The organism is Saccharothrix hoggarensis, assembly GCF_052936025.1.
The window spans coordinates 1,366,002-1,392,257 of record NZ_CP193624.1 but is presented as its reverse complement, the minus strand read 5'-3'; the positions used below and the strand labels follow the sequence as shown (position 1 = coordinate 1,392,257).

General features: G+C 71.4%; 16 protein-coding genes. 4 read left to right on the top strand and 12 right to left on the bottom strand.

Annotated features, from left to right (window positions below):
* The first annotated feature begins 211 nt into the window (after positions 1-211).
* Positions 212-1,702, top strand: a complete 1,491-nt coding sequence (locus ACRAKH_RS06750) for a S8 family peptidase (RefSeq protein ID WP_380718820.1) — start codon at positions 212-214, stop codon at positions 1,700-1,702.
* Positions 1,703-1,711: 9 nt separating this feature from the next.
* On the opposite strand, the gene ACRAKH_RS06745 is transcribed toward ACRAKH_RS06750, so the two are convergent.
* From ACRAKH_RS06745 to ACRAKH_RS06720, 6 genes are all read right to left on the bottom strand, one after another.
* A complete protein-coding gene (locus tag ACRAKH_RS06745) occupies positions 1,712-2,296 on the bottom strand; it encodes a LuxR C-terminal-related transcriptional regulator (RefSeq protein ID WP_380718818.1) in 585 nt (194 codons plus the stop codon).
* Positions 2,297-2,717: 421 nt separating this feature from the next.
* A complete protein-coding gene (locus tag ACRAKH_RS06740; RefSeq protein WP_380718816.1) occupies positions 2,718-4,682 on the bottom strand; it encodes a TIGR03960 family B12-binding radical SAM protein in 1,965 nt (654 codons plus the stop codon).
* Between the two features lie 31 nt (positions 4,683-4,713).
* Entirely contained in the window at positions 4,714-5,124 is a 411-nt protein-coding gene (locus ACRAKH_RS06735) for a DoxX family protein (RefSeq protein WP_380718814.1), read from the bottom strand.
* A gap of 42 nt (positions 5,125-5,166) precedes the next feature.
* Positions 5,167-5,958 carry an ABC transporter permease gene (locus ACRAKH_RS06730; RefSeq protein WP_380718834.1) on the bottom strand — a complete coding sequence of 264 codons (792 nt, stop codon included), beginning with the start codon at positions 5,956-5,958 and terminating at the stop codon, positions 5,167-5,169.
* 65 nt (positions 5,959-6,023) lie between these two features.
* Positions 6,024-6,812: an ABC transporter permease gene (locus ACRAKH_RS06725; protein ID WP_380718812.1), complete on the bottom strand. Its 789-nt coding sequence runs from the start codon at positions 6,810-6,812 to the stop codon at positions 6,024-6,026.
* Complete coding sequence (locus ACRAKH_RS06720; protein ID WP_380718810.1) at positions 6,812-7,732, bottom strand: ABC transporter ATP-binding protein; 921 nt, start codon at positions 7,730-7,732, stop codon at positions 6,812-6,814. Before ACRAKH_RS06720 ends, ACRAKH_RS06725 begins: the two co-directional genes overlap by 1 nt.
* 57 nt (positions 7,733-7,789) lie before the next feature.
* Between ACRAKH_RS06720 and ACRAKH_RS06715 the strand changes: the two genes are divergently transcribed.
* Positions 7,790-8,383: a GNAT family N-acetyltransferase gene (locus tag ACRAKH_RS06715; RefSeq protein ID WP_380718808.1), complete on the top strand. Its 594-nt coding sequence runs from the start codon at positions 7,790-7,792 to the stop codon at positions 8,381-8,383.
* A gap of 85 nt (positions 8,384-8,468) precedes the next feature.
* Here the strand turns inward: ACRAKH_RS06715 and ndk are convergent, their stop codons facing one another.
* On the bottom strand, positions 8,469-8,879 hold the full coding sequence (gene ndk / locus ACRAKH_RS06710) for a nucleoside-diphosphate kinase (RefSeq protein ID WP_380718806.1): 411 nt from the start codon (positions 8,877-8,879) through the stop codon (positions 8,469-8,471).
* Positions 8,880-10,049: 1,170 nt separating this feature from the next.
* Here ndk and ACRAKH_RS06705 point away from each other — a divergent pair.
* Positions 10,050-13,211, top strand: a complete 3,162-nt coding sequence (locus ACRAKH_RS06705; protein WP_380718804.1) for an RHS repeat-associated core domain-containing protein — start codon at positions 10,050-10,052, stop codon at positions 13,209-13,211.
* Positions 13,212-13,767: 556 nt separating this feature from the next.
* Here the strand turns inward: ACRAKH_RS06705 and pulA are convergent.
* Together pulA and ACRAKH_RS06695 are read right to left on the bottom strand one after the other, a co-directional pair.
* Positions 13,768-19,287: a pullulanase-type alpha-1,6-glucosidase gene (pulA, locus tag ACRAKH_RS06700; protein ID WP_447009686.1), complete on the bottom strand. Its 5,520-nt coding sequence runs from the start codon at positions 19,285-19,287 to the stop codon at positions 13,768-13,770.
* A 220-nt stretch (positions 19,288-19,507) separates the two neighbouring features.
* The gene (locus ACRAKH_RS06695) at positions 19,508-21,055 is read right to left on the bottom strand and encodes an alkaline phosphatase D family protein (protein WP_380718799.1); all 1,548 of its coding nucleotides are present in this window, start codon (positions 21,053-21,055) and stop codon (positions 19,508-19,510) included.
* Between the two features lie 383 nt (positions 21,056-21,438).
* On the opposite strand from ACRAKH_RS06695, the gene ACRAKH_RS06690 reads away from it, so the two are divergent.
* Complete coding sequence (locus tag ACRAKH_RS06690; protein WP_380718797.1) at positions 21,439-21,744, top strand: hypothetical protein; 306 nt, start codon at positions 21,439-21,441, stop codon at positions 21,742-21,744.
* Between the two features lie 8 nt (positions 21,745-21,752).
* On the opposite strand, the gene ACRAKH_RS06685 is transcribed toward ACRAKH_RS06690, so the two are convergent.
* From ACRAKH_RS06685 to ACRAKH_RS06675, 3 genes are all read right to left on the bottom strand, one after another.
* Positions 21,753-22,106 (bottom strand): DUF4233 domain-containing protein, encoded by a 354-nt coding sequence (locus ACRAKH_RS06685; RefSeq protein WP_380718795.1) that lies wholly within the window; start codon positions 22,104-22,106, stop codon positions 21,753-21,755.
* Positions 22,107-22,216: 110 nt separating this feature from the next.
* Positions 22,217-23,581 carry a bifunctional tetrahydrofolate synthase/dihydrofolate synthase gene (gene folC, locus ACRAKH_RS06680; RefSeq protein ID WP_380718793.1) on the bottom strand — a complete coding sequence of 455 codons (1,365 nt, stop codon included), beginning with the start codon at positions 23,579-23,581 and terminating at the stop codon, positions 22,217-22,219.
* The gene (locus tag ACRAKH_RS06675) at positions 23,578-26,214 is read right to left on the bottom strand and encodes a valine--tRNA ligase (RefSeq protein ID WP_380718791.1); all 2,637 of its coding nucleotides are present in this window, start codon (positions 26,212-26,214) and stop codon (positions 23,578-23,580) included. Before ACRAKH_RS06675 ends, folC begins: the two co-directional genes overlap by 4 nt.
* Positions 26,215-26,256 lie beyond the last annotated feature (42 nt).

Sequence of the window (26,256 nt, the reverse complement as noted above, 5' to 3'; positions counted from 1 at the left end):
GGGCTACTCCCCTTGGGTACCCGGGTGGCTCACGATGGGGTGAGCACCCCAACGGTCCACGCTCCTACTCCACCAGGACGGTACCGTGAACCTGTTCGGGGCCGTTCCGCTTGTCTGCTCCGCCCCGTCTGGCTACCGTCCGGCAGCAGCAGTCAGAGAGTGACGGCTCGCCGTCCTGGCGAACCGGCCGGTCCAGCCCTGGAGGTCCCCCGTGCCTCTGCACCGCCGCGCCCGAGCGGTCGCGGTCTGCGCGGCGCTGCTCGCGACCGGTTGCCTCGGGGCGACCGCGCCCGCCGCGGCCGACCCCGCGGAACCGGTGGAGCCCGTGACGGCGCCGGCCGACTGCGTCCAGCCCGGTCCGACGCTGCGCTACCTGGTCGTGTTCTCCCCCGGCACCAGCGCGCCGCTGGCCGAGGCGCAGGTCGCGGCCGCGTGCGGCACGACCAGCCGGTACCACCCGGAGATCGCGGTGGCGGTCGCCGTGTCCGCCGACCCCGGTTTCGGGCACAAGATCGGCCTGGACCGGGCGTACAGCGCGCAGCTGGACGGCCTGTCGAAGCACAACGGCGCGCCCGCCCGGAAGAAGAAGGACGACGAGGCGTCGGGCGCGCGGGGCTCGGGCGGCACGGCCGACCGGACCGCCGAGCAGTGGGACATGGACCTGATCCGGGCGGCCGAGGCGCACGCGGTGAGCACCGGCAGCCGGGACGTGGTGGTCGGCGTGCTCGACTCGGGCATCGACCCGGCGCACCCGGACCTGGTCGGGGCGCTGGACCCGGCGCTGTCGGCCGGCTGCACGACGGGCGTGGCCGACCCGTCGCCCGCGGCGTGGGCGCCGACGACGTCCGCGCACGGCACGCACGTGGCGGGCACGATCGCGGCGGCCGACGACGGTCGCGGCACGACGGGGGTCGCGCCGGGCGTGCGGATCGCGTCGGTGAAGGTCGTGGACGACTCCGGCTTCATCTACCCCGAGTACGCGGTGTGCGGGTTCATGTGGGCCGCGGAGCGGGGCATGACCATCACCAACAACAGCTACTTCATCGACCCGTGGGTGTTCACCTGCCAGAACAAGGTGGGCCAGTCCGTGGTCTACGAGGCGGTGCGGCGCGCGGTCGACTACGCCAACGGGCGCGGCGTGCTGACCGTGGCGGCGGCGGGCAACGCGGGGGCCGACCTGACCAAGCCGGGCCGCGACGCGGTGAGCCCGACGAACGCCGCGCCGGAGGACGTGAAGCCGCGGCCCGTGGACAGCACGTGCCTGGTGCTGCCGGCGCAGCTGCGCAACGTGGTGGCGGTGTCGTCGGTGGGCGCGGACGGGGTGAAGGCCGGGTACAGCTCGTACGGGCTGGGCGCGGTGGACGTGACGGCGCCGGGCGGCGACCGCAGGCAGGTGCCGGACGACGCGCGCAACGGGTGCGTGCTGTCGACGGTGCCCGCCGCCGGCTACGACTACTCGTGCGGCACGTCGATGGCCGCGCCGCACGTGTCGGGGGTGGCGGCGCTGCTGGCGTCCACGCACCCCGGCGCGCGCGCCGGCGAGCTGACGCGGATGCTCAACGCGCAGGCGGAGACGTTGCCGTGCCCGGCGGACTACGACCTCAACGGCACGGGCGCGCAGGACGCGTTCTGCGCGGGCTACTCGGAGTTCAACGGCTTCTACGGGCACGGGCTGGTCGACGCGCTGGCCGCGGTGCGGTAGCCGGTCCGGTCAGGCCGAGAACTGGTCCTGGTGGCGGCGCAGCGCGCCCGCCAGGTCGGCGCGGCCCGCGATGCCGAGCTTGCGGTAGGCGCCGGACAGGTGCAGCTCGACCGTGCGGCGGGTCAGGAACAGGGCTTCGGCGATCTGCCGGTTGGTGAGGCCCTGGGCGGCCATCCCGGCGACCCTGGTCTCCTGCTTGGTGAGCCCGTGGACGGTGCCGCGCGCGGAGGCGGGCTCGCAGGCGCGCAGCCCGTCGGCGGCCCGTCGGATCAGCGGCTTGGACTCGCACCGGGCGCTCAGCTCGACGGCCTGCCGCAGGTGCGGGATGGCGCGGTCGGCCTGGCCGCGGCGGCGCAGGCACGCGCCCAGCTCCAGCAGCGCCTCGGCGTGCGGCAGGCGGGCGACGGACTCGGTCAGGTACTCCACGGCCTTGCGCAGCGCGCGGGTCGCGGCTTCGTCGTCGGAGGTGAGGCCGACGGAGATCAGGGCGGCGCCCATCGCCCTCGGCGTGCCCCAGCGCTTGGCGCGGGCCAGGTCTTCGGCGGCGAGCGCGGCGGCGGTGTCCCGGCGGCCCGACGCGAGGTGGGCGCGCACGGCGAGCGCCCGCCACGGCAGGATCGCCGGGCTGTCTATTGTGGACGCGCCGAGTCTTCGCCCGCATTCGAGCAGGTCTTCCAGCGCGCCCTGGGGGGTCGTCGGTGGCGAGCTTCATCTTGCCCCGCGCGAACAGCGTCACGTTGTGCTGGAACAGCTCCGGCAGCTCGTCGGCGAAACCGTGGCGCGCCAGCAGGTCCCGGGCCTCGTCGAACCGGCCGAGGTCGACCAGCACCTCCGCCAGCCTGGCCGCGCACAGGATCGCCATGGGGCACCGCCCGCAACCCCGACGCCGACCAGGCGCCGCAGGTCCGCGCGGCGGCGCGCGCGTGCCCGGTGCGGGCGATCCGGGTCGACGCGGTGGAGGTCCGCCCCTGACCGCCCGGCCCCCGCGACGACGGAGGACCGGGCGTCGGCGTGCTCAGCCCTGCGTCAACGCCGGGTTGCGCACCGGGGAGCCCTTGCCCACCGGCGAGATCGGCAGCAACGTCCGACCGGTCGGACCCACCTCGATGTCGGTGCCCATCGCCGGGCACACACCGCAGTCGAAGCACGGCGTCCAGCGGCAGTCGTCCTGCTCGCGCTCGTCCAGCGCGTCCTGCCAGTCCGCCCAGAGCCACTCCTTGTCGAGGCCCGAGTCGAGGTGGTCCCACGGCAGGACCTCCAGCTCCTCGCGCTCCCGCGTGGTGAACCACGCCAGGTCGACGCCCAGCGGGGTCAGCTCCGCCTCGGCCGCCTTCACCCAGCGGTCGTAGGAGAAGTGCTCGGACCAGCCGTCGAACCGGCCGCCCTCGCGCCACACCCGCTCGATGACCAGGCCGATGCGCCGGTCGCCGCGCGACAGCAGCCCTTCGATCAGCGACGGCTTGCCGTCGTGGTAGCGCATGCCGATGTTGCGGCCCAGCGCGCGGTCCGAGTTCACCGCGTCGCGCAGCTTCTTCAGCCGGTCGTCCACGGTGTCCGGGTCGCACTGCGCGGCCCACTGGAACGGGGTGTGCGGCTTGGGCACGAACCCGCCGATGGAGATCGTGCAGCGGATGTCCTTGCGGCCGGAGACCTCGCGGCCCGCGCGGATCACGTTCTTCGCCATCTCGGCGATCTGCAGCACGTCGTCGTCCGTCTCGGTGGGCAGGCCGCACATGAAGTACAGCTTCACCTGCCGCCAGCCCGCGCCGAACGCCGCGCTGACCGTGCGGATGAGGTCTTCCTCCGACACCATCTTGTTGATCACGCGGCGCAGGCGCTCGCTGCCGCCCTCGGGCGCGAACGTCAGGCCCGAGCGGCGGCCGTTGCGGGACAGCTCGTTGGCCAGGTCGATGTTGAACGCGTCCACCCGGGTCGACGGCAGCGACAGGCCGGTGTTCGTGCCCTCGTAGCGGTCCGCGAGGCCCTTGGTGATCTCGGCGATCTCCGAGTGGTCCGCGCTGGACAGCGACAGCAGGCCGACCTCCTCGAACCCGGTCGCCTCCAGGCCGCGCTGCACCATCGCGCCGATGCCCTCGATGGACCGCTCCCGCACCGGGCGGGTGATCATGCCCGCCTGGCAGAACCGGCAGCCGCGCGTGCAGCCGCGGAAGATCTCCACGCTCATCCGCTCGTGCACGCTCTCCGCGAGCGGCACCAGCGGCTGCTTCGGGTACGGCCACGCGTCGAGGTCCATCGTGGTCCGCTTGAACACCCGGTACGGCACCCGCTCGCGGTTCGGCACCACGCGCTGGATGCGGCCGTCGGGCAGGTACTCCACGTCGTAGAACCGCGGCACGTAGATGCCGCCGGTCTCGGCGAGCCTGGTCAGCACCTCGTCGCGCCCGCCGGGGCAGCCCTCGGCCTTCCACGCCCGGACGATGTCGGTGATCTCCAGGACGGCTTCCTCGCCGTCACCGAGCACCGCGGCGTCGACGAACGGCGAGATCGGCTCCGGGTTGAACGCCGCGTGCCCGCCGGCCACCACGATCGGGTGGTCCTCGGTGCGGTCGGCGGCGTGGATCGGGACGCCCGCCAGGTCCAGCGCGTTGAGCAGGTTCGTGTAGCCGAGCTCGGTCGCGAAGCTCACGCCGAGCAGGTCGAACGCGCCGACCGGCCGGTGCGCGTCCACGGTGAACTGCGGCACGCCGTGCTCGCGCATCAGCCGCTCGAGGTCGGGCCACACCGCGTAGGTCCGCTCGGCCAGCACGTCCGGCTGCTCGTTGAGGACCTCGTAGAGGATCATGACGCCCTGGTTGGGCAGCCCCACCTCGTAGGCGTCCGGGTACATCAGGGCCCACCGCACGGCGGCGGCGTCCCAGTCCTTGACGGTGGCGTTGAGTTCCCCGCCGACGTATTGCACCGGCTTGGACACCCTCGGCAGCAGGGGTTCCAGGGCGGGGAAGACCGACTCGACACTCACCGTTTCAGGGTAACGGCACCGCCCGCGGGCGTCAGAACAGCGGTCCGGTGACGGTGAGGCCCAGTTCGGAGCCCGGTCCCGCGTACAGGCCGAAGAACATCAGCGCGCCGCCCGCGAGGGCCAGGTCCTTGTTGAACTGGATCATCTCTAACTGCTTGGCCTGCGGGTCGGTCTCCTTCCAGAAGTTGTGCATGAGGAACGCCGTGGGCACCAGGAACAGCACGAGCAGCAGCGCGCCGAGATCGGCCCAGACGCCCAGGAGCAGCATCAACCCGGCGACGACCATGAGCACGCCGCTGGCGAACGTGGCGGCCTTCGCCGACGGGACGCCCTTGGACGACGCGTAGCCGGCCATCGCCTCCGTCTGGGTCAGGTGGCCGAACGCGGAGCCGAAGAAGAGGAACACGAACAGGATGCGGCCGATGAGTGCGATCACGTCCATGACGACCTCCGGTTCTCGAGGTTCGTCCAGTGTTCGACCAGGTCAGGTCAGCAGCAACTTGCCCAGCCGACGTGCCGCGACCACCACCCCGATGGCGGCCATCACGACGAAGTACGCGACGTGCCCGAACGCCGACCAGCCGACGTGACCCGTGGTCAGGCCCCTCATCAGCTCGATCGCGTGGTACAGCGGCGTCCACTGGACCACGGCCTGGAGCCAGGCCGGGTACACCGACAGCGGGTAGAACGTGGTCGAGAACAGGAACAGCGGCATCACGGCCAGCTGCACCAGGTCGAAGTCCTGCCAGGAGCGCATGAACGTGGCCGCGGCCATGCCGACCGCCGCGAACGCCAGCGCGACCAGCAGGCACACCGGCAGCGCCAGCAGCGCCCACGGCGAGTCGATGAGCCCGAACCCGAGCATGACGACCAGGAACCCGCCCGAGTACAGCCCGCCGCGGATGAGGCACCAGGTGGCCTCGCCGACCGCGATGTCGACCGGGCCCATCGGCGTGGCCAGCACCGCGTCGTACACCTTCGCGTACTTGAACTTGAAGAACAGGTTGAACGTCGCCTCGAACACGGCACCGTTCATCGCCGACGCCGCCAGCAGGGCGGGCGCGACGAACGCGGCGTAGTCCATCGGGCCGCCGGGCCCCTGCACGGTGGCGACCAGCTGCCCGAAGCCGAACCCGAGCGAGAGCAGGAAGAACAGCGGCTCGAAGAACCCGGACACGACCGACATCCACGCCCGCCTGCTGACCAGGTAGGCGCGTTCGACCAGGACGTGCGAGCGGCCCGCGTACAGGCCGGGCGGCACGATCCGGAACACCAGCCCCGTGCCGTTCCCCGGCCCGGCGGCGGGGCTCGCGGCGGCGGTGCGCGCGGACGACTCGCGGGTCACTGGGTCAGCCTCCGGCGGAAGTGGCGGCGGCCCAGGACGACGCCGAGCGCCACGAGGGCCGACAGGTAGGCGACGTGGCCGAGCGCGGGCAGCAGGCGCAGGGTGCCGAACGTGGCGCCGCGGGCCAGCTCGATGCCGTGCCACGCCGGGGTGGCCCAGGCCAGCGGCCGCACCCACTCCGGCAGCTGGCTCAGCGGGAAGAACGCGCCGGTGAACAGGGTCATCGGCATCACGAGGAAGCGGAACACGGAGTTGAACGCGTCCGGTTTCTCCCTGGTCGCGCTGAACGCCACCAGGGGCGCGCAGAACGCCATGCCGGCCAACACCCCGAACGGCACCGCCAGCACCGCGGACGGGCTGGTGATGGCGCCCAGGGCGACCGCGATGCCGAGGAACACGGCGGTGCCCGCGGCCAGCCGCAGCGCGATCCACAGCAGCTGGCCGTGCAGCACCTGGGCGGGCGTGATCGGGGTCGACACCATCGCCAGGTACGTCCGCTGCCACTTGAACGCGGAGAACACGGCCCACGTGGACTCGAACACGGCGTTCTGCACGGCGGTCAGCACCAGCAGCGCCGGCGCCAGGAACACCACGTACCGGTGGCCGCCGGTGGCCTCGCCGGCCTGCACCTGCGAGCCGAACCCCACCCCCATGGCCAGCAGGAACAGCACCGGCTGGAGGAAGTTGGAGATCACCGTGGCCCGCCAGTTGCGGCGGTACCAGGTCCAGTGGTGCTCCACCGCGATCAGCGCGGCGCGGAACGGGCCGACGACGTGGACGCCCATCAGTCCACCAACGTCCGGCCGGTGAGGCTGAGGAACACGTCCTCCAGCGAGCTGCGGCGGACCAGGCTGGACACCGGCCGCACGCCCCGCGCGTGCGCCGCGGACAGCGCCGCCTCGCCGTCCGAGGTGTACAGCAGCACCCGGTCGGGCAGGATCTCGACCCGGTCGGCCAGGTCGCGCACCGCGTCGGCGCTCTGCTCGCCCGGCGGGAACCTCAGCTCCAGCACCTCGCGGGTCGAGTAGCGGCGGATCAGCTCCGACGGCGAGCCCTCGGCCGCGATCCGGCCGCCGTCCATCACGACGAGCCGGTCGCACAGCTGCTCGGCCTCGTCCATGTAGTGCGTGGTGATGATCAACGTGACGCCGGACTGCTTCAGCCGGAACAGGCGGTCCCACAGCAGGTGGCGGGCCTGCGGGTCGAGGCCCGTGGTCGGCTCGTCGAGCAGCAGCAGGTCCGGGTCGTTGACCAGGGACCGGGCGATCGTGAGCCGCCGCTTCATGCCGCCCGACAGCGGCTCGACCTCGGCGTCGGCGCGGTCGGTGAGCTGGGCGAACTCCATCAGCTCGACGGCCTTCTCCCGGACCGCGGCGCGGGACAGGCCGAAGTAGCGGCCGTAGACCTGGAGGTTCTGCCGCACGGTCAGCTCGGTGTCGAGGTTGTCGAGCTGCGGCACCACGCCGAGGCGGGCGCGGATCCTCGGGCCGTCCACGTCCGGGTCGAGGCCGAGCACGCTCAGCTCGCCGCCGGTGCGCGGCGACACGCACGAGATCATCCGCATGGTCGAGGACTTGCCGGCGCCGTTGGGGCCGAGGAAGCCGAACGCCTCGCCCCGGCCCACTTCGACGTCGATGCCCCGGACGGCTTCGAACGAACCGAAGTGCTTGGTCAAGCCCTTGGCGTGGACGAGGGTCGGGGTCATGACGATCACGTTAGCGGCGGGGTCCGACAATCCCGGAATCGTTTTAGGGTGTGGCCCGTGGAGATCGAGCTGACCTGGCCGGCGGTGGCGGACGAGCGGTTGCGGGCCGAGGTGCACGAGGTGCTGCACGCCGTGGTGGCCGCGGGCGGCGCGATCGGCTGGCGACGTCCGCCGGGACGTGCGGAGACCGACGCGTGGCTGGACGGCGTCCTCGGCTCCCCCCGGGACGGCGCGCTCGTCGTGGCGCGCGTGGACGGCGTGCTGCGCGGCACGGCGACGTGGCGGCGGTCCGAGAGCGAGGTGTTCCGGCACATGGCCGAGGTGCGGCGGGTGGCGGCGCACCCGGCGGCGCGAGGCCTCGGACTGGGCGCGCGGCTGGTGGGCGCGGTGGTCGAGCACGCGCGCACGGCCGGGCTGGAGGTGCTGACGCTCGGCGTGCGCGGCAACAACCACGGCGCCATCCAGCTGTACGAGAGCCTCGGCTTCCGCGAGTGGGGTCGGCTGCCGAACGTCATCGCGGTGGACGACGTGCGTTACGACGACGTGCGGATGTACCTGCCCCTGGGCCACCGGGACGGCGTCGTGCTGCACGGCTCGGCCCCCGGCGGCCTCGGCTCGTCACCGCGTCGGACGGCGGTGGGGCGGCGCTAGGGCCGCTGACGCCGGGGAACGCCACGGCCCGGACCGCAACGCGATCCGGGCCGTGTCTCGTGCTCTTGCGGTGCTTGCGCGGCGCTCAGAGGTTCGGGAACCAGAGCTTGATCTCGCGCTCGGCCGACTCCGGCGAGTCCGAACCGTGGACCAGGTTGAACTGGACCTCCAAGCCGAAGTCGCCGCGGATCGTGCCGGGCGTGGCCTTCTCGACCGGGTCGGTGCCGCCGGCCAGCTGGCGGAACGCCGCGATCGCCCGCGTGCCCTCGACGACCATCGCCACCAGCGGGCCGCCGGTGATGAACTCGACCAGGTCGGCGAAGAACGGCTTGCCGTCGTGCTCGGCGTAGTGCTGCTCGGCGGTCGCGCGGTCCACGGTGCGCAGTTCGAGGGCGGCCAGGCCGAGGCCCTTGCGCTCGATGCGGGAGATGACCTCGCCGACCAGGCCGCGGCTGACGCCGTCGGGCTTGACCAGGACCAGGGTGCGCTCGCTCACGGCGGTCGGTACTCCTTCGTGCGGGATTGTGCGACTGGGTGAAGGGTAGCCGGAGCTGCGCCGGCACCCGCCGTGCCCACCCGTCAGCTCTGGTGGACCAGCCGCTCCGGCGCCGTCCCGGTGCCGAGCCAGGTCTTGGCGAGCGCGGTCGCCGCGGCGCGGAACACGCCGTCACGATCGCCGTCCTCGGGAGTGACGCCCCCGCCCGCTTGTCCAGCACGAGGTACCGGTCCGTGCCGCCGTCGGTGCGGAACCGGTAGCCAATTCTGCTCGTGGCTCGTCGCCGTGTCCGCGCCTCGATCGCCGTCTACGCGCAACTCGTGGAGTCTGCGGTCGACGACCTACACGGTCGTGATCTGGCCACACAATTGGGCATGGACTGTCCAGGCCTCCTGACTCCGGAACTGGGCGAGCCAGGACGGCCGGATCCACCGGGTCGCGGACACCCTCGACGACCAGAACCATTTCCTGGGCTACAACGTCTACTCGCCCGACGCCGACGGAGACCGGCGTGGGGGCCGGCCGTACCGAAAGAATTTCATCGAAGACCACAACCTCGGAAGGACATCGACTTCGTCATTCAGGGCATCCACAATGCGCCAGTGCTGCGACAGTAGCTGCCGAAGATCCGTGTGTACACACTTGAGGACTGACTCTGGAGGGTCTGCCTCGCACTGGCCACTAGGGTCCAGGGCGGATGGCCTGCCCGTTCGCTGGCTTGTGAGCGCGTCGCGTAACGGTTGCCCATCGACGATGGGCGTCTCAGGTATGTCCCGCCGGCGGGTGGTTGATGCCGACAGGCGGTCCGGATAGAACTATGAGCTCCTGTTTGTCATCGGCTACGACTCGTCGCCTCGACCCGACTGGAATTAGTCCGTCACCCGAACACCGCACGCTGACCAGGTCTGTGCGCGAGCGGCGTGGCTTTGACAAGTTTGCTGCACAGTGCGGGCACCCCTTTCGGTCCATCTGTCTTCCACGATTGTGACCGTGTGTGGCTCGGTGTTGCTGCGTTGGCGTGACGTCCCGCCACGGAAGTGCGGGTTGGCATTGTGGCCGTTAGTTTCGGACGTGCCGGTGCCGGAGTGCGCCGGATGTGTGCCGGACGCCGGGGGGTGTCCGGTTCTGTGAGGGGGAATCGTTGTGAGACGCAGTGTTCTGCGTGGTTCTGTGCTGCGCTTGTTCGGCAGCGCGGTGGTCGCGGTCCTGGTTGCCGGTGTGGTGACCGGAGCGGGGCAGGCGGCTCCGGAGGCGGACGAGACGGTGAAGGCGCCGGAGACGTGGATTCCGTCGTCGCAGGTGAACAGGACGCCCGTGGGTGGTCCGGCGCCCGACCGGGATTGGCGGGCGGCGGGCGCGGGTGACATGCAGGCGCAGCGCTCGACGTGCGCCGGTGAGGACTACGGCATCCTGCCGTCGTACCCGATGGAGCGGCACCAGGTCAGTGACCGGTTGGAGCTGCTGGTCAACCTCCACACCCGCAACGTCGTGTTCGCCTACCGCGAGCTGACGGTCAAGGGCACCGGGTTGAACCTGACGGTGGACCGGTTCTTCAACACCGCGGCGAGCAGCGTGAACGGCACCGAGTGGCTGCTCAGCTACGACACCGTCGGCTTGGAGGTCTACCCCGGCCAGGGCGTGATCTTCCACGGTCCGAACGGGTACTGCGAGTGGTTCGACGACAATCTCGACGGCACCTACGCGCCCGCGCCGAAGGTCGACGCGAGGCTGACCAAGACGCCCGATGGCGGGTTCGTGGTGTCCTTCGACGGTTCGGACGAGCGGTGGCTGTTCACCGCGAGGGGTTGGCTGGTCTCGCAGACCGACCGCAACGGCAACGCCGTCACCAACCGCTACGCGCCCGACGGCAAGCTGGTGTCTGTTGTGGACACCCAGGGTCGGGTGACCACGTTCAACTACGACGACCAGGGCCGGCCGGCGTCGATCACCGATCCGTCCGGGTTGACGTTCGGCGACCGCGTCTACGGCACCAACGGCACCCTCAGGGAGTTCGGCGACCGCGCCGGGGGCCGGATCAGGATCGAGTACACGCCGGGCTACTCGAACCTGCCCAGCGCGATCATCGACCCCCAGGGCAGGGCCTACCGGTTCGAGTACGACCTGTCCACCCTGCGCCTGACGAAGCTGACCAAGCCCACCGCGGACGGCGTCGGCGTCGCCACGACCTACCAGCGCGACGCCACGACCTCGTGGCACACGGTCGTCACCGACGCCAACGGCCACGCCTCCCGGCACGAGTTCGACGACGAGGGACGGCAGGTCAAGGCCACGGACGCGTTGGGGCACGTGCAGTCGCAGACCTGGACCGCGGCCAGTGACGTCAACACCACGACCAACGGGTTGCAGCACTCCACGACCTACCAGTACGACTCGCTCAACAACCTGATCGGCACGAAGCTGGCGACCGGGGCGCAGAGCGTGGTCGGCTACACCAGTTCGGCGCACCCGCACCTGCCCACCCAGGTCACCGACGCCTCCGGCAACCAGGCCACCCGTGAGTACGACACCAACGGCAACCTGACCAAGGTGCGCTCGACGGGCCTGAACGCCGACATCGAGACGTACGCCTACTCCTCGCTGGGCCTGGTGAAGACGCGCAAGGACGGCAAGGGCGCGATCACCTCCTACGAGTACGACACCGCCGGGAACCTGACCAAGGTCGTCCCGGCGGCGCCCGCGGGGGCCACCGCGTACACGTACGACTCGCTGTCGCGGGTGACGAGCGTGACCGACGGCAACGGCGTGCGCATCGACTACGGCTACGACAGGCTCGACCGCGTCGTGTCGGTCAAGCACGGGACGACCGTGGTGCAGGCCAACACCTTCGACGCCAACGGCAACCTCACCTCCACCCAGGTGCCCGGCGTGACGCGGACGTTGGAGTACGACGTGCGCAACCAGCTGACCAAGGTCACCCGCGGCACCGAGGTGGTGTCCTACACCTACGACAAGGTCGGCAACCTCAAGACCCTGACCACCCCGACCGGCACCGCGACCTACGCCTACGACGCCGCCGACCGCCTGACGTCCCTCGCCGACGCCTACAGCGGGACCACGACGTTCGGCTACGACAACGCCGACCGGCGCACCACCACCAACTTCCCCGGCGGCGCGGTGCAGACCACCGGCTACGACAACGCCGGCCGCCACACCTCCATCACCGTCACCAAACCCGGCGCGGAGCTGTTCAAGGCCACCTACCGCCACACCCGCCCCGACGGCAGCGACACCGACAAGCTCCAGTCCAAGACGATCAAGGGCGTCGTCACCGACTACACCTACGACGCACTGGGCCGCCTGACCAAGGCGGGCACCGGCGCCTACACCCTCGACAACGCCACCAACCTGCTCTCCGGCGAGGGCCGCACCTACACCGTCAACGCCGCCGACCAGTACACCAAGATCAACGACGTGAGCGCGGTGTTCGACGGCGCGGGCAACTACAAGTCCACCACCAATCCCGAATCAAGCTTCACCTTCAGCCCGACCAACCAGTTGCTCACCGGCAACCTCGGCACCACCAAGGTGCTCGACTTCACCTACGACACCGCGGATCAGACCCAACCCCGCACCATCACCGAAACCCCCACCGGCGGCACCCCGGTCACGCACGTGTTCACCCGCACCGCGCTCGGGGTAACAGAGACCGTGGACAACGGGACCCGCTCCAGCTACACCCGCGACACCGAAGGCCTGCTCATCGGCCTGAAGGACAAGGCGGGCGCACGCTACGGCGCGGTCACCGACCACCAGGGCAGCGTCCTCGCGCTGGTCGACACCAACGGCAACGTCGCGGCCGAGTACACCTACGCCCCCTACGGCGCGGTCACCGCCACCGGACCCGCCGCGGCGGCCAACCCGTTCCGCTACCTCGGCGCCTACCAGCTCCAACGCGGCCACTACCTGCTCGGCTACCGCGTCTACGACAGCGCCTACGCCCGCTTCCGCTCACCCGACCCCACCGGCCAGGAGCCCAACCCCTACAACTACGCCCAAGGCGACCCCATCAACAACAGCGACCCCACCGGCGCCAGCACGGCCTCCACGCAAGGATCGACGATCGGTGGCTTCATCGGTACCGGGATCGGTATCGGCCTGGTCGGCACCTGCGCGGCTACCGCCGGAGTCGGTTGCATCGCGGCCGGCGCGGTCATGGGAGGTCTGCTGGGCGGCGCCGGTGCGGCATTGGGTTCGCAGATCGCGGGCGGCAACTCCCAGGAAGTCGCCGATGACGGACTGGGTGGAATCACCGGCGGTGTTCTCGGTGGGGCGAGTCGCTTCACGAACACGTTGAAGGGAATCTTTGGATGAGGCGCACACCGGAGTCGACCCGCTATCGCCTGTTCTACTCGGTCGCGGCTGCGCTCTGCCTGCTCCTGCTCGTCGGGGCTTTCGCGATCAGCGATCGAGCGCCTTGGGCTCCGGTGGTCATGGGCTGTCTCGCCGGCTCCCTTCTTGTGGCCGGCATACAGAGGTGGCGTAAGGAGAAAAAGACCGACATGTGATGTCTCGGGTGCTGTCGGTCGAGGATCACCGCCCCGGTGGGTGTCCGATCTTGTCGATCGGGCGTGCGTGACATACGGGTGGTCGCCCATGACGTTGTCGGGGCGACCACCGCACCCGTTCGCAGACCTCGAAGCGTCAGGGCCGATCGCCTTCGACGGTGAGTCGATGATGCCGTTCCAGGACGGTTCCGCTGAGGCGTGGCCCGTCGGCATCGGATCGACGGTCGTCCGCGCCCCGAAGTGCCGGAACTCCACGTACTCGCCGGACGCCACAACCTCGTGAAAGTGCTCGGCGCGCAGGAGCGGGGGTTCCGCATCCTGCGCGCCGAGCACGTCCGGTCACGCGTCGAACTGGCCGGTCACTAGCGGGTCAGGATGACGACCGAGCGGGCCGGCGCGGTGATCGTGCCGTTCGCGAACGTGGCCTTGTCGCTGCTCAGGGCGTGGTTCTGCCAGTCGCCGGCGACGGTGGTCGACTTGGCGGTCGGGTACGGGTTGACGATCACCAGGATGCCGTCCAGCGCCGGGTCGACGTCCGGGCCGGCGGTGTCGTCGAGGAGCGCTGCGACGATGCCCGGCTCGGCCGCCGGGAACGACAGCTTCTGCTGCACGAGCGCCGCGTCGTTCAGGGTGAACAGGGGCGACGACTTGCGGATCTTCAGCAGTTCCAGCGTGTTGTCCACGGCGGCGCGCATGTCGTCCGACGAGGGCTTCAGGGAGGCGTTGGCCAGCAGCGGCGCGGCGTAGGGCCACTTGTCCTCGTTGTCCGCGGCCGGGGGGAGGCCGCGGGCGAAGCCGTTGTCCCGCAACGACGGGTCGTAGCGGTTGAACCAGTCGCCCGAGTCGTAGCTGTTGCGGTCCAACGACTTCGAGCGCAGGAACTCCGCGCCGGCGTGCAGGAACGGTTGGCCCTGGCCCAGCAGCACCGGCGCCAGCGCGACCTTCTGCATCCGCACCCGGTCCGCCATCGACGTGCCGACCGGCAGCTTGTAGGTCTGCGAGTCGAACAACGTCTCGTTGTCGTGCGCGTCGGCGTACGTGATCACGTCGGCCGGCGCGCCCGTGTACCCGGCGGGCGAGCCGTTGTACGACACGTCACGGCCCGTGATCTCGCCCCCGCCGGTGGACCGGAACCGGTAGGACGCCATGTTGCCCGCCATGCCGAGCTTCACCAGGTCGGTGTAGTTCGCGAGCCGGGCGGCGACGTCGCCGTTGGCGGGCGTGCCGTTGAGGTCCCCGGCCAGGCCGGACGCGAGGCCCTGCGCGCGCGGGTCGGCGTCGAACGGGCCGCCGCCGCGCACCGCGTCGCGGAGCCGGTCGCTGAACGTGCCGATGCCCGTGCCCGCCATGTTCGCCTGCGTGGCCTGCTCGAACCGGGCGTTGCCGGCGACCTCGCCGAAGTCCCAGCCCTCGCCGTAGATCCGGATCATGCGCCCGTCCACGCCGTCCGCGGCGACGGTCAGCGCGTCCAGCGCCGCCCGCACGGCCAGGATGTTCGCCTTCGGGTGGTGGCCCATGAGGTCGAACCGGAAGCCGTCCACCTTGTACAGGCGCGCCCAGCGCACGACCGAGTCGACGACGAGCTTGCCCATCATGGCGTTCTCGGTGGCGGTGTTCGCGCAGCACGTCGAGTTCGCGACGCTGCCGTCGGCGTTGAGCCGCTGGTAGTACCCCGGCACGACCTTGTCCAGCACGGACGTCGCCGCGTCGCCGGAGGCGGCGGTGTGGTTGTAGACCACGTCGACCACCACGCGGTTGCCGTTGTCGTGCAACGACTTCACCATCTCGCGGTACTGCTTGGAGCGCGCCCACCCGGTCTGCGCGTCGTCCGTGGCGTAGGAGCCCTCGGGGACGTCGTAGTGGAACGGGTCGTAGCCCCAGTTGAAGCCGTCCTTCGCGGCGGCGTCGGCCACGCACTGCTGCTGCGCCGCGGAGTCCGCGGGCAACGACGCCAGGTCGCACGCCGGCCGCAGCTGGTCGGCGCGCTTCTCGGGGATGGTGGCGATGTCGAACGTCGGCAGCAGGTGCACGGTGTCGAGGCCCGCGGCGGCCAGCTCCCGCAGGTGCGTCATGCCGACCGACGACGAGTGCGTGAAGGCCCGGTAGGTGCCCCGGTCGGACTCCGGCACGGACGCGTCGCCGATGGAGAAGTCGCGGACGTGCAGCTCGGTGATGCCGTGCTCGGTCGGGTCGCCGTCGAGGCCGCGGGCGACGTGCCCGGCCCAGTCGGCGGGCATGGTGCGGGCGTCGCCGAGGTCGGCGAACTGCGAGTGCGTCGAGTCCACCGACAGCGCCACCGAGTACGGGTCGGTCACCGTCACCGTGCGGCCGGCGGTGGTCACCTCGTACCGGTAGAACTTGTCCTCCCACGGCCCGGTGGCCGACCAGGAGCCGGACGCGTCGTCGCGCGCCAGGTCCACCGTCGTGACCGGTCCGCCCGGCTGGTCGGACACCTGGACCTTCACCGAGGACGCCGTGGGCGCCCACAGCCGCGTGGTCACCCGGTCGCCCTCGAACGTCGGCCCGTACGTCAGCCGCGACGCGGCGGCGGCGAACCGGTCGTCCAGCACGCCCGCGATCTGCACGCCCGTGCGGTGGCGCAGGCCGCCGCCCGAGTCGACGTGCACGGCGGACAGCTTCCCGCGCAACGCCTCGTCCAGCCGCTCCCCGTCGCGGACCCGGAACACGGGCTTGCCCCGCAGGTGCGGGAAGCGGTCGGGCACGGCGTCCGCCGACGGCTCCAGCCGCAGCACCTTGCCGTCGTACTCCAGCCGGTAGCCGTCGGACGGCGTTCCCGGCACGTCCCACACGACCAGGTCCTTCGACACCCAGACGGCCTTGGCCTTGGTGACGTCGTCGTCCACGCCCTCGCCCGCGGACGGCGGCAGCACGTAGGAGATGGACCCGTCCGGCTTGGTCGAGCCGGAGACGTACCAGACCTCGTACCCGGTGCCCGTGACGTCGAGGAACTGGTCCGGGCCGGGGTCCTTCGCGTCACCCTTGTGGATGATGTTGCTCAGCCCGGTCGCGCCCGGCGCCAACGGCACCGACCAGTACGCGCCGAACCCGTCCCGCCCGTCCGGCACGCGCGACTGGTTCCAGCCGGGACTCGGCTCCAGCGAGCCCGTCCAGTGGTAGAGCGTCCAGTCGGTGTAGTCACCGTCGGGGCGGTTGTAGTGGATCACCGCGCGGTTCTGCGCGGCGGCGAGGCTCGCGAACACCTTGTCGCCGTTGACCCACGCGCGTCCCGCCGTGCGGCCGGAGGCTTCGACCGTGCCGCCGCGCACGACGGAGAACTCCACCGGCGCGGTGGCGGCGATGGTCGCCACTCCCCCGGTGAACGGGTGGTCGGCGCCGCCCGCGCGCACCACGAGCCCCGTGGCGTCACCGGTGTGCGTGACCACGGCCTGGCCGGTCGCGGCGAGCTCGGTGGCGTGCACCGCGGCCTGGCCCTGCTTCAGCCACACCTGCGGCGTCACGCTCGGGTCGACGAACCGGTCACCGTCGGTGTCCTTCTCGTCGCCCTTGTGGGCGATCAGCCCGACCGACCGGGCGCCCGGCTTCAGCTTGATCCACGCGAACCGGCCGTACGGGGTCTCGCCGGCGAACGGCACGGGCGCGTCCCACGTCGGCGCGTTCTCGACGTCGCCCCACGCGTGCAGGCCCCACCCGTCGTAGTCGCCCGCCGGGCGGTTGTAGTGCACCACCAGCCAGTCCGACGCCACCGCGGCGGGCGGCTCGACGGCCGGCGCGGCCACCAGGCCGACGCGCGCGCCGTCCGCGCCCAACGTGCCCTTGGCGTCCTTGGCCACCACGCGCACCTCGACGTCCTTGCCCGCCGCCGCGCCGGGCAGCGCGGCCAGGTCGGCGAACACGCGGTACGGGGCGGCGTCGTCGGTGCCGAGCACCTGCCAGTCGCGCTCACCCGCGACCCGCGCCGCGAACGTGGCCTGCGCGTACGGCGACGTGACGCCGTCGGCGCGCAGCTCCACGCGGTCGTCGAGCACGGTGCCGGTCGGCGGCACGACCAGCGTCGGCGTCGGCGCGGCCGCAGGGATCTTGCCCGTCGACCGCAGCACCAGCGCCGACAGGGCGGGCACCGTCACGGTCACCTTGCCCTCGGACGCGTTCACCTGGGACCCGGCGGCCGGCCAGACGGGCCGGTAGCCCTTCCCGGACACGGGGACGTCCACGGTCGTCGGCGCGGTGCCCGCGTTGGCCACGACCAGGTGCTCGACCTGCTGGTTGCGGGCCGTGCGGCTGAACGCGAGCACGTCGCCCCGGGCGAGCCGCAGCGCCTGGTTGCCGCTGCGCCACACCGGGTCGCCGTCCACGAACTTCGCCAGGCCCTTGAGCTGCTGGTACAGCGGGTGGTCGGTGCGGAAGTTGTCGACCGCGCCGGTCCGGTCGCTGCCGACCAGGTCCTCGGCGGCGTACTCGGGCGTCCGGGACGCGAACATGTCCTGCCGGGCGAGCTTGTCGCCGCCGCCGCCCGCGAAGCCCTGCTCGTCGCCGTAGTAGACGACGGGGTTGCCGCGCCACAGGTACATCAGGGCGTTGCCCAGCTCCAGCCGGTCCAGCAGCTCGGCCTCGGACACGCCCGGCCGGCCCTGCCGGACCATCCACGCGATGCGGCCCATGTCGTGGTTGCCCAGGAACGTCGGCAGCGACGAGGCGTTGGAGTCCGCGTCGGTGTACCGGTCGTCGTCCACCAGCACCTCGGCGAGCCGCGCCGCGCCGCCGCCGGACAGGAACGTCGCCGCGCCGCTCTGGAACGGGAAGTCCAGCGTCGCCTGCATCTTGCCGGTAGTGGTGTAGCGGGACGTGAACGCCGGGTTCGCGTCGAAGACCTCGCCGAAGACGAAGAAGTCCTTCTTGCCGCGCGACGCCGCGTACTGCTTCACGTGCGGCGCCAAAGCCTGCCAGAACTCCATGTTGACGTGCTTGACGGTGTCGACGCGGTAGCCGTCGATGCCGAGGGTGTCGATCCAGCTGGTGAAGATCCGCTGCATGCCCTTGACGACCGTCGGGTGCTCGGTCATCAGGTCGTCGAGGCCGAAGAAGTCGCCGTACTCGTTGGACTCGCCGCTGAACGTCGAGTCGCCGCGGTTGTGGTAGAGCCGCGGGTCGTTGAGCCAGTCCGGGGTCTTCGCGCCCTTGACGACCGGCGTGTACGGCGCGGTCAGCTCGGGGAAGTCCTCCCGGCCCGCGATCGCCGAGATGTCGACCGGGTTGCCGTGCTCGTCGAGGTAGGGCTGCGCGCCGGTGCTGACGTAGCCGTACTCGCCCTCGGCGTAGTCGATCAGGTCGGCGGTGTGGTTGGCGACGATGTCGAAGAAGACCTTGATGCCGCGGCGGTGCGCGTCCGCGATCAGCCGGCGCATCTCGTCGGTCGTGCCGAAGTGCGGGTCCAGCTTGGTGAAGTCCGTCGTCCAGTAGCCGTGGTAGCCGGCCGAGATGTCGGCCCCGGAGCCCTGCACCCACCGGTTCTGGAACATGGGGGTCATCCAGATCGCGGTGATGCCCAGGTCGTCCAGGTACGGGATCTTGTCGTGCAGGCCCTTGAGGTCGCCGCCGTGGTAGAAGCCCTTGTCGGCGGGGTCGTAGCCGCTCTTGAGCCGGTCGGTCTCGCTCGTGCCGCCGCGGTCGTTGCGCGGGTCGCCGTTGGCGAACCGGTCGGGCATCACGAAGTAGAACCGCTCACCGGTCAGGTCGGTCCGCAGCGCGTCCTTGGCCAGCGCTTTGTCACCGCCCTGGACGCCCGGCGCGACGTCGGTGACGGCGCCGACGGCGAGCCGCTGGACTTCGGGCGCGGCGCCGGTGGACGGTGGGACGAACGGCACAACGGCCAGGGCGATGAGCGCGGCGACGGCCCGACGCATCAGCGACCTCCTTGTCGCAAATTCTTGCAACCCCGTCCCGGCAGGACGCCGGGACGGAGTGCACAAAACCACGACAACTACGGCCGGACAAGGGCCAGACGGCCGCAAGTGCTTGCAGAACCTTGCGCGTGAGCGGTGCGCGGGCAGCCTCGCCAACGCTGCGGGGGTGCAGCGTCAGCGGTGCTGCCCAGGCAGGGGCAGCGGCGCGGCGCGGGCAGGGTCAGCGGCGCTGCGGCTGGAGGGTCTTGCTCCACAGCGACGCGCCCTTGATGTCGCGCAGCCACACGGTCAGCTCACCGTCCCGCGACACCTCCACCTCGCCGAAGTGCTGGAAGCCGTCCAACGGGGTCGTGTTCGCGACCGGCGGGGCGTTCACGAACACCGCCTCCGGCCCGAACGTCGGGTCGAGCGTGTTCGGGCCGAACGCGCCCGCGTTCAGCGGACCGGACACGAACTCCCAGAACGGGTCGAAGTCCTGGATCGCCGCCCGCTCCGGCGAGTAGTGGTGCGCGGCCGTGTAGTGCACGTCCGCCGTCAGCCACACGGTGTTGCGCACGCGCCGGCGCTTCAGCTCGCCCAGCACCCACGCCAGCTCGTGCTCGCGGCCACCCGGCGCGCCGGGCCGCCCGTTGGCCACGCCCTCGATGTCCACGCCGTCCGGCACGGTCAGCCCGATCGGCAGGTCCGCGGCGATGATCTTCCACGTGGCGCGGCTGCGGTCCAGCGAGTCGACCAGCCACTTCGCCTGCTCCGCGCCCAGCACGACGCCCCGACCGTCCCGCGGCGACGTGTTCGCGTCCTTGTACGACCGCATGTCCAGCACGAACACCTCGACGTGCGCGCCGTACTCGAACTTCCGGTACACCCGCCCGTCCACCGCGCGCCTCGGGTCGATGGGCTGCCACTCGTGGAACGCCTGGAACGCCCGCGCGGCCAGCACGTCCACCCGCTTCTCGGTGTAGAGCGGCGAGGTCAGGATCTCGCCCGGGTACCAGTTGTTGGTCACCTCGTGGTCGTCCCACTGCACGATCATGGGCACGCGGGCAGCGAACGCGCGGTACTGCGGGTCGAGCAGGTTGTAGGCGAACTGGCCGCGGTACTCGTCCAGCGTCTCGGCGACCTTCAGCTTCTCCGGGATGACCACGTTGCGCCACACGCGGCCGTCCGGCAGCGTCACGGACTCCTGCAACGGGCCGTCCGCGTACACCGTGTCGCCGCTGTTGATGAAGAAGTCGGGGCGGCGCGCGGCCATCGCGCCGAAGATCGGCATGCCGCCCAGGTCCGGGTTGCTTCCCCAGCCCTGGCCCGCCACGTCGCCGGACCACACGAACCGCACGCCGTCACGGCCGCGCGGAGCCGTCCGGAAGCTGCCCACCACGGCCTCGCTGCGGGCGCGGCCGTCCAGGTCCTCGGCGACGACCCGGTAGTGCACCTCGCGGCCACCGGGCAGGCCGCTCAGGCGCACCCGGCCCGTGCCGCCCGTCTCGGGGGTCAACAGCGGCCCGCGCACCGTGCGGACGTGCCGGAACGACGGGTCCGGCGACACCTCCACCAGCATCCGCGACGGGCGGTCGGCGCGCGTCCACACCAGGCCGCCGTCGGCCGTCACGTCACCGGACTGCACGCCGTGCGTGAGCACCGGCCGGTCGCCGCCGCGCGCCAGCGCCACACCGCCGGGCAACGCCAGGACCCCGGGCACAGCCGCCGCGGCCGTGCCGATCGCACCGGCGCGCAGCAGCGTCCGCCGGTTCACCACACCATCGCTCATGCGCCGGTTTGTAGCCGGTGAAGCCGAATTCCGGGTGAACGGAACCGGTCGCACACAGGCCCAACGCACGGCGGAGGACCACGCCCCCGTCCCGCGACGGGTCGGGACTCCGTCGCGGACGTGTGCGCTGTCGGAACCACCCGGTCAGGCGAACTCCGGAACCAAGGACAACCCGAACCGCATGTCTCACGTTAGCCGGAGAATTCGGAGGCCGGCCCCGGCGCAGGTGGCTCCCGGTACCGAGCGCAGGCGGACCACGGGCCACGCCGACCGGTACGGAGTACGCCGACCCACGGGTCATGCCGACCGGTACCGCGGTATGACGCTGAGGTTGGCTCCGCGGTACGACGCCCCGCCCCGCGGTCGCGCCTAGCGTTCACGCCATGAACGCACTCGCCACCCGCCTGGGCGTCCAGCCACGGCCCGGGATCGCCCGAGCCCTGGTCGCGACCGCCCCCGCGCTGCTCGCCGTGTACCTCGTCGCCCGCGGCTGGTTCTACCCGCTGTGGCCCGACACCATCGGCGCGATCGGCCACCCGTTCACCGCCGACCCCGCCCTGGGCGGTGCGTGGGGCGGGCCGACGCTCGCGGGCGCGTGGCTGGTGCACGCCCTGATCGCGCTGGGCGTGCAGGCCGTCTGCCTGGTGGTCCTGCGGGCGCTCTACCGACCGGTCGCACGTCGGCGCTGACGCGAGGGCTACGGCTGCTGCTGGCTGGGCAGGCGGCCCTCGGCCATGCGCTTGGCGACGTCCCGCCGCAGCCACAGCAGGTACACCCAGACCAGGCTGAACACGACGCCGATGCCGCCGAGCGCGGTCAGCGCGAACCAGCCCGCCACCATCACGACGTGCAGGGCGATGATCACGTACACGGCCCACGCGTGCTTCAGCACGGCGCACGTGCCGATCAGCGCGACGATCAACCCGAGCACGAGGTACCCGGTGCCGGTGCCGATGCCGCCGCCCAGCTTCGCCACCACGGGCAGCGCCAGGGCGACGACGATCGCTTCGAGGATCAGGGTGCCCGCCATGATGCCGCGGAAGGACTTCATCGGGTCCTTCTTCGGCGCGGGAACCGGCCGGCCGGAGGCGGAAACCGAAGCAGGGTCCGAGGCTGGAACCGAAGCGGGGTTCGAAGCGGCGTCCGGGTCGGGGCCGGTGGTCATGACGGCTCCTTGCCGAACAGGGCGCGCGCGTCGCCCGCCGTGACGACGGAGCCGGTCACGACCACGCCGCCACCGGACACCACGTCACCGTCATCGCTCTCCTCGGCCAGCCGCACGGCTTCCTCGATCGCGTCCACGAGGTGGGGCTGGACGACCATCCGGTCCTCGCCGAAGATCGGCACCGCGATCCCGGCGAGCAGGTCGGGGTCCAGGGCGCGCGGCGAGGAGTTGGACGTCAGCACGACTTCCTGCACCACCGGTTCGAGCGCGCTGAGGATGCCCACGGCGTCCTTCTCCTGCATCACGCCGACGACGGCCACGAGCTTGCGGAAGCCGAACTCCTCGTCCAGCGCCTTCGCCAACGCCTCGGCGCCGTGCGGGTTGTGCGCGGCGTCGACGAGCACGGTGGGCGCGGACCGGACGCGTTCCAGCCGGCCGGGCGACGACACCGTGGCGAACGCCTCGCGCACCGCGTCGACGTCCAGCCGCCGGTCGGCCCCGGCGCCGAAGAAGGCCTCCACGGCGGCCAGCGCCAGCGCCGCGTTGGCGGCCTGGTGCGCGCCGTGCAGCGGGAGGAACACCTCGTCGTACTCGCCGCCGAGCCCTTGCAGGCGCAGCATCTGCCCGCCGACCGCGATGTCGCGCTGGATGACGCCGAACTCCGACCCGAACCGGGCGACGGACGCGTCCACCTCGGCGCACCGCCGCAGCAGCACCTGCTCCACGGCGGGGTCCTGCTGCGCGAACAGGGCGACGGCGTCGGGCTTGATGATCCCGGCCTTCTCCTCGGCGATGCCGGCGAGGTCGCCGCCCAGGTACTCGACGTGGTCGAGGCCGATGGGCGTGATGACGGCGATCCGGCCGTCGGCGATGTTGGTGGCGTCCCACGAGCCGCCCATGCCGACCTCGATGACGGCGGCGTCCACGGGGGCGTCGGCGAACGCGGCGAACGCCATGCCGGTGAGCACTTCGAACTTGCTCATCGGCACGTCGCCGCGCGCGTCGACGATCGACAGGTACGGCTCGACGTCGCGGTAGATCTCGACGTACCGCTCGGGCGGGATGGGGGCGCCGTCGACGCTGATCCGCTCGGTGGCGAGCTGCAGGTGCGGGCTCGTGTACCGGCCGGTGCGCAGCCCGATGCGGGTGAGCAGGGCGTCGATCATGCGGGACGTGGACGTCTTGCCGTTCGTCCCGCCGACGTGCACCACGGGGTACGTCGCCTGCGGGTCGCCGAGGATGTCGGCCAGCGCCCGGATGCGGTCGAGGCTGGGCTCGATCTTGGTCTCGGGCCAGCGCGTGTTCAGCTCCGACTCGACCTGCCGCAGCTCCTCCAGGGCCCCGGTCTCGAACCCGCTCACGAGTTGTCCTGCGGCAGGGTTTCGAGGCGGGTGTGGATGCGCTCGATCTCGGCGTTGGCCGCGGCCAGCCGGGCCTGGATCTTGGCGACGACGTCGGCGGGCGCCTTGTCGAGGAACGCGGCGTTGCCGAGCTTGCCCTCGCACTGGGCGCGTTCCTTCTCGGCGACGGCGAGGTCCTTGGCGAGGCGCTTGCGCTCGGCGACGACGTCGACCGCGCCGGACAAGTCGAGCTCGACCTTGACGGTGCCCTTGGGCAGGCCGACGTCGAGCGAGACGCTGACGGAGAAGTCGTCGCCGGGCTCGGTCATCCGGGTCAGGGACCGCACCGCGGCCACCTGCTCGGTCAGGTCGACGCAGCACGCGCCGCGCACCTTGCCGGCGACCTTCTGGGCGGGCTTGAGGCCCTGGTCGGAGCGGAACCGGCGGATCTCGGTGACGAGCTTCTTGAGGCCTTCGACGCGGGACGCGGCGACCTCGTCGCGCTCGATCCCGGTGGGCTTGGGCCAGTCGGCGACGACCAGGGACTCGCCGCCGGTCAGCGTGGTCCACAGGGTCTCGGTGATGAACGGCGTGAGCGGGTGCAGCAGCCGCAGCACCACGTCGAGGACGTGGCCGAGCACGGTCTGGGTGGCCTCGGCGCGGGCGCCGCCCTCGGCGATCTGGACCTTGGCCAGCTCCAGGTACCAGTCGCAGAACTCGTCCCAGGTGAAGTGGTAGAGCGCTTCGCTGAGGCGGGCGAACTGGAACGCCTCGAACTGGCCGTCCACATCGGACACGAGCTGGTCGAGCAGGTCGAGGATCCAGCGGTCGGCGTCGGTCAGCTCGTCGCGCGGCGGGAGGGGCCGGTCGACGGTGGCGCCGTTGCTCAGCGCGAACCGGGTGGCGTTCCACAGCTTGGTGGTGAAGTTGCGCGAGCCCGCCGCCCACTCCTCCGCCACGGCGAGGTCCGAGCCGGGGCTGGTGCCGCGCAGCAGCGTGAACCGGGTGGCGTCGGCGCCGTAGGCGTCCATCCAGTCGAGCGGGTCGATGCCGTTGCCGCGCGCCTTGGACATCTTCTTGCCGTGCTGGTCGCGGATGAGACCGTGCAGGAAGACGTGGTCGAACGGCTGCTTGCCGTCCATCGCGTACAGGCCGAACATCATCATCCGGACGACCCAGAAGAACAGGATGTCGTAGCCGGTGGACAGCACGCTGGTCGGGTAGAACTTCGCCAGGTCGCTGGTCTGCGTGGGCCAGCCCAGCGTGGAGAACGGCCACAACGCCGAGGAGAACCACGTGTCGAGGACGTCCTCGTCCTGCACCCAGCCCTCGCCGGGGACTTCGTCGTCCGGGCCGACGCACACGACCTCGTCGTTCGGGCCGTACCAGACCGGGATGCGGTGGCCCCACCAGAGCTGGCGCGAGATGCACCAGTCGTGCAGGTTGTCCACCCAGTCGAAGTAGCGCTTGGACAGCTCGGCCGGGTGGATCGTGGTGCGGCCGTCGCGGACGGCGTCGCCGGCGGCTCGCGCCAGCGGCTCGACCTTGACCCACCACTGCATGGACAGGCGCGGCTCGACGACCGTGTCGCAGCGCGAGCAGTGGCCGACCGAGTGGGTGTACGGCCGCTTCTCGGCGACGATCCGGCCCATCTCGCGCAGGGCTGCCACGACGGCGGGACGCGCCTCGAACCGGTCCAGGCCGTCGAACGGGCCGTTGAACGTGATCACGCCGCGGCCGTCCATCACGGTCAGCGCGGCCAGGTCGTGGCGCTGGCCGATCTCGAAGTCGTTCGGGTCGTGCGCCGGGGTCACCTTGACCGCGCCGGTGCCGAACGCCGGGTCCACGTGCTCGTCGCCGACGACCGGCACGAACCGGCCGGTCAGCGGCACCTCGACCTCGGTGCCGATGAGGTGCTGGTACCGCTCGTCCTCCGGGTGGACCGCCACGGCGGTGTCACCGAGCATCGTCTCGGCGCGCGTCGTCGCGACCACGATCGAGTTCTCGCCCGAGCCGTAGCGGATCGAGATCAGCTCGCCCTCGTCGTCGGAGTGGTCGACCTCGATGTCGGACAGCGCGGTCTGGCAGCGCGGGCACCAGTTGATGATCCGCTCGGCCCGGTAGATCAGGCCCTCGTCGTAGAGCTTCTTGAAGATGGTCTGGACGGACCGGGACAGGCCCTCGTCCATGGTGAAGCGCTCGCGGGACCAGTCGACGCCGTCGCCGAGCCTGCGCATCTGGTTGAGGATCTTGCCGCCGTACTCGGCCTTCCACTCCCAGACCCGCTCCACGAACTTGTCGCGGCCCAGGTCGTGGCGGGACATGCCCTCGCCGGCGAGCGAGCGCTCGACCACGTTCTGCGTCGCGATGCCCGCGTGGTCCATGCCGGGCAGCCACAGGACCTCGTAGCCCTGCATCCGGCGGCGGCGGGTGAGGGCGTCCATCACGCTGTGGTTGAGCGCGTGGCCCATGTGCAGGCTGCCGGTGACGTTCGGCGGCGGGAGGACGATCGTGTACGGCGGCTTGTCGCTCGTCGCGTCGGCCGTGAAGTAGCCGCGCTCGACCCACCGCTCGTACAGCCCGGCCTCTACCTCGGCCGGGTTCCACGCCGGAGGGAGTTCGGTTCGCTGGGGTGCGGTGGGCGTCTCGGTCACGGGCGAAGTCTACGGAGGAGCGGGTATCGACTTCTAACCAGA

Excerpts from the sequence above, each read along its gene's own strand:
- ACRAKH_RS06735 (WP_380718814.1), bottom strand. The coding sequence starts at position 5,124 with ATGGACGTGATCGCACTCATCGGCCGCATCCTGTTCGTGTTCCTCTTC.
- ACRAKH_RS06725 (WP_380718812.1), bottom strand. The coding sequence starts at position 6,812 with ATGGGCGTCCACGTCGTCGGCCCGTTCCGCGCCGCGCTGATCGCGGTG.
- ACRAKH_RS06720 (WP_380718810.1), bottom strand. The coding sequence starts at position 7,732 with ATGACCCCGACCCTCGTCCACGCCAAGGGCTTGACCAAGCACTTCGGT.
- pulA (WP_447009686.1), bottom strand. The coding sequence starts at position 19,287 with ATGCGTCGGGCCGTCGCCGCGCTCATCGCCCTGGCCGTTGTGCCGTTC.
- ACRAKH_RS06695 (WP_380718799.1), bottom strand. The coding sequence starts at position 21,055 with ATGAGCGATGGTGTGGTGAACCGGCGGACGCTGCTGCGCGCCGGTGCG.
- ACRAKH_RS06690 (WP_380718797.1), top strand. The coding sequence starts at position 21,439 with ATGAACGCACTCGCCACCCGCCTGGGCGTCCAGCCACGGCCCGGGATC.
- ACRAKH_RS06685 (WP_380718795.1), bottom strand. The coding sequence starts at position 22,106 with ATGAAGTCCTTCCGCGGCATCATGGCGGGCACCCTGATCCTCGAAGCG.